Below are 4,022 nucleotides of genomic sequence, written 5' to 3'. Positions count from 1 at the left end.
CCTGCCGCCCATGTCGCGCATCGTCGGCGTCAACAACGTCTTGGCACGCAACAGCTAGAACTTGCTCGGCGCGCCGTCCTCGTTGAGCAGGCTGCCGGCGTTGTCGCGCAGCTCGGCGATGACCTCGGGGATGTCCTCGCGCTCGTAGCTCGACGTCTGGTACAGGTAGTTGAGCCAGTTGCGATACAGCAGGTTGGCGTGCGCACGCCAGGTGAAGATGGGCTGCTTCTCGGGGTTGTCATCCGGGAAGTAGTTCACCGGCAGCTGGATGGGCAGCCCGGCGTGGAAGTCGCGCCAGTACTCCTGCGCCAGCGTGTCGCGGCCATACTCGAAGTGCCCCAGCACGTAGACCTCGCGGAAGTCGTGCGTGGCGATGAGCGCCGGGCCGGTCTCGAACCCGCGCGAGAGAACCTGCAGCGTGGGGTCGGCGTCGACCTGGTTGGCGTCGGGCGCGGCGTGCCGGCTGTGCGGCATGTTGTGCACCTCGTCGAAGCCGTTGGTGAGAAAGTTGTACTCGTCGCACAGGCGCTGCGGGAAGATGCCGAACAGCTTGCTGCCCAAGAGGCGCTTGCGGATGCCATGCAGGTGGTAAAGGCCGGCAAACGCACCCCAGCACAGGAACATCGTCGAGAGCACGTGGGTCTTGGCCCAGTCCATGATCTCCACGAGCTCGTCCCAGTAGTCAACGTCCTCGAATGGCATCTGCTCCACCGGCGCGCCCGTGATGATGAGACCGTCGTACACGTTGTCGCGCAGGGACTCGAACGTGTCGTAGAACTTCACGAGGTGGTCGGCGGCGTGCGTGGCCTCGTGGGTCGAGACGCGCATGAAGTCGACACTGACCTGCAGCGGGCTCTTGGAGATGAGGCGCAGGATCTGCGTCTCGGTCTCGACCTTGGTGGGCATGAGGTTGAGCAGCGCCACGTTGAGCGGGCGAATCTGCTGCTTTCTGGCCACGTCCTCCTCGAGCGCATAGATGCGCTCCTGCTGGAGGATTTCCTTGGCCGGCAGGCCGTCGGGGATGTTGATGGGCATTGCAGTGGGACCCTTCTTGGCGCCGCGCGCGGCGGATGGAACCCCGCGGGTGCCGACGCGCCGGACGGTCTGCCGCCGGCAACGAGCTGACAGGGCAGTATGGTAGCGCAGCCGGAGAGGAGCGAGACGACGCTTTCGGGCGAGCGGTCGGTGGTACGGGGCTGGCGCGCGGTGGCTGGCAAGTGCGGAGCTGGGGCGTGCGGCGGGGCGAGAAGCACGCGACCCAAAACTACTTGCGTGCACCCGGGCCGCCGCCCCCGGTTGGCGCGATAATGGCGCAGGCAGACAAGACGAAGGGAGACCCCATGAACGAGGTCGTGCAGGCGCTCGAGACGCGCCGGAGCTGCAGGAAGTTCGAGAACCGCCAGGTGGAGCCCGAAAAGCTCGAGCAGATCGTCGAGACGGGCCTCTGGGCCGCGAGTGGCATGGGCCAGCAGGCCACGCACCTCGTCGTGGTGCAGGACCCGGCCGACATCGCCACGCTGATCCGCATGAACGCCCAGATCATGGGCACGAGCGGCGACCCGTTCTACGGCGCGCCCACCGTGGTGGTCGTGCTCTCCGACCCCGCGCGCGGCACCTGCGTGGAGGATGGCTCGCTCGTCATCGGCAACCTCATGAACGCGGCGCACGCACTGGGCGTGGCCTCGTGCTGGATTCACCGCGCCTACGAGGAGTTCGAGAGCGACGAGGGCAAGAAGCTGCTGGCCAAGTGGGGTGTCGAGGGTACGTGGCGCGGCGTTGGCCACTGCATCCTGGGCTACGCCGCGCCTGACGGGGAGGCCGCCACAAAGCCTCGCAAGGAGGGCCGCGTCACGTTCGTGAGGTAGTGGGGGCAGCGGCGGTCCCGCTGCGCGGGTGCGGTCGTTCGTGCACCGGCTCCCGCCGCAGCCGCCCGCCGCGGCCACTCCGCCGCGCACCACCCCGCCAAAACTTGCAACCCACCCAGGAGGCACCATGCCCAAGCTTGCCAGCTACTACCTGCCCGGCCTCTACGTCGAGGACCACGCCGTCGACGTGCCGCTCGACTGGCGCGGCCACGAGCCCGCGCAGCTCGCGGCCGACGGCCTGCCGGACAGCGAGCGCATCCAGCTCTTCTACCGCACCGTCTGCACGCCCGAGAACGTCGGCCGTGACCTGCCGTTCCTCGTGTTTCTGCAGGGTGGCCCCGGCGGGGCTGGCCCGCGGCCGCTCTCGCCCACCTCGGATGGCTGGATCGAGGAGGCCACCAGGCACTTCCGCGTGGTGCTACCCGACCAGCGCGGCACCGGCCGCAGCAGCCACGTGAGCCGCCACGCCCTCGAGGCCCGCGGCGACGCCCGCTCCCAGGCCGAGTTCCTCAAGCGCTTCCTCGCGCCCTCGATCGTGCGCGACTTCGAGTACCTGCGCCTCACCGAGTTTGCCGGCCGCCCCTGGACCACGCTGGGCCAGAGCTACGGCGGCTGGCTCACCCTCACCTACCTGAGCTTTTATCCCGCAGGCATCGCCGCGAGCCTCACCTGCGGGGCCATTCCGCACCTGCCGGCCAGCGCCGACGAGGTCTACGCGCACACGTTTCCGCGCATGGCTGCCAAGACGCGCGCCTACTACGAGCGCTATCCCGAGGACGCAGAGCGCGTGGCCGCCGTCGCCGACCACCTCGCCGCGGGCGACGTGCGCCTGCCCGACGGCAGCCCGCTCACGCCGCGCCGCCTCCAGCAGCTGGGTCAGGGCCTTGGCATGAAGCCGGCGCCCGAGCGCCTGCACAACCTGTTCGACACGGCCTTCGAGGCGGGCGCGGGCACGCTCGCAGCCGCCGGCGCAAAGCCGCAGCTCACGGATGGGTTCCTCATGGGCGCGCTGCAGAGCCTCACCACGGCCGGCGACCCGCTCTACTGGGTGCTGCAGGAGCTCATCTACGCCGACGGCACGCTTGAGCAGCCGATTCGCTGGTCAGCCGCGCGCGAGTACGCGAGCCGCCCCGAATTCTCGGCCGACGCGCGCCCGCTCATGCTCGTGGCCGAGGCCTGCCTGCCGTGGATGTTCGAGGACGACCCGCTGCTCGTGCCCTTCAAGCCGACGATGGACCTGCTCATGGAGGACACCAAGTTCGACCGGCTGTACGACCCGGCCCGGCTGGCCGCCAACGAGGTGCCGCTGCAGGCGGCCGTCTACTTCGACGACGCCTACGTCGACTCCGGGCTGCAGCTCGACACGCTCTCGCGGATGCCGCACACACACGCCTGGGTCACCAACGAGTTCGAGCACGACGGCCTGCACGGCAGCGCCGTCTTCAAGCGCCTCTTCGAGGAGGCCAAGAACCGCGGAGACCTCGAGCGGGCCCTGCGCTCGTAAGTGGGTCATTTGGGGACGTGTTCGTTTTGCACAGTGCCGCGCGGGGGAGGCTGTACCCGCGCGGCCGCACGACGGCGCCACCCGCTCTGTCTTGTCCACATCCCACCGGCTCATCCAGACCATAGTCTCACCCTATAGCTGGCGATCGCAAATTACTCCTGGGTTTGTAGGTTTTTGTTTCAGCCCGCACGCAGAGCCCTGCTATACTCGCAACCACCATGATTGAACTGACGAACATATCAAAGGTCTTCTCAACGTCGTCCGGGAGCTTCACCGCCCTCGACGACGTCTCGCTGACCATCGGCTCCGGCGAGGTCTTCGGCATCATCGGCGAGTCCGGCGCTGGCAAGTCCACCCTCGTGCGCTGCATCAACCTGCTCGAGCGCCCCACCTCCGGCACCGTTTCCATCGACGGCCGTGACGTCACACGCCTCACCGGCCGCGACCTGCGCGAGCTCCGCGCCGACGTGGGCATGATCTTCCAGGGCTTCAGCCTGTTCCAGCAGCGCACCGTGCTCGACAACGTCATCTTCCCCTCCACGCTCGCCAGCGCCGGCAACCGCGTCTCGCGCGCCGAGGCCGCCGAGCGGGCGCGCCACCTGCTCAAGCTCGTGGGCCTCGAAGGCAAGGAGGGTTCCTACCCCTCGCAGCTT

General features: G+C 68.4%; 3 protein-coding genes and 1 pseudogene. 3 read left to right on the top strand and 1 reads right to left on the bottom strand.

Annotation, left to right across the window (positions count from 1 at the left end):
* Positions 1-54 precede the first annotated feature (54 nt).
* Entirely contained in the window at positions 55-1,035 is a 981-nt protein-coding gene (gene metA / locus EFAMC1_RS08295) for a homoserine O-succinyltransferase (RefSeq protein WP_154053815.1), read from the bottom strand.
* 305 nt (positions 1,036-1,340) lie between these two features.
* On the opposite strand from metA, the gene EFAMC1_RS08290 reads away from it, so the two are divergent.
* From EFAMC1_RS08290 to EFAMC1_RS08280, 3 genes and pseudogenes are all read left to right on the top strand, one after another.
* Entirely contained in the window at positions 1,341-1,865 is a 525-nt protein-coding gene (locus EFAMC1_RS08290; RefSeq protein ID WP_154053814.1) for a nitroreductase family protein, read from the top strand.
* A gap of 127 nt (positions 1,866-1,992) precedes the next feature.
* Entirely contained in the window at positions 1,993-3,369 is a 1,377-nt protein-coding gene (locus EFAMC1_RS08285) for an alpha/beta fold hydrolase (protein ID WP_154053813.1), read from the top strand.
* A gap of 218 nt (positions 3,370-3,587) precedes the next feature.
* Positions 3,588-3,989: pseudogene (locus EFAMC1_RS08280) on the top strand (ATP-binding cassette domain-containing protein); the annotation flags it as partial.
* Positions 3,990-4,022 lie beyond the last annotated feature (33 nt).

Origin of the sequence: Olsenella uli (genome assembly GCF_901212675.1) — a bacterium.
Taxonomy (GTDB): domain Bacteria; phylum Actinomycetota; class Coriobacteriia; order Coriobacteriales; family Atopobiaceae; genus Parolsenella; species Parolsenella uli_B.
The sequence above is the reverse complement of the archived record's forward strand: the minus strand, read 5'-3'. Positions and strand labels throughout refer to the sequence as shown.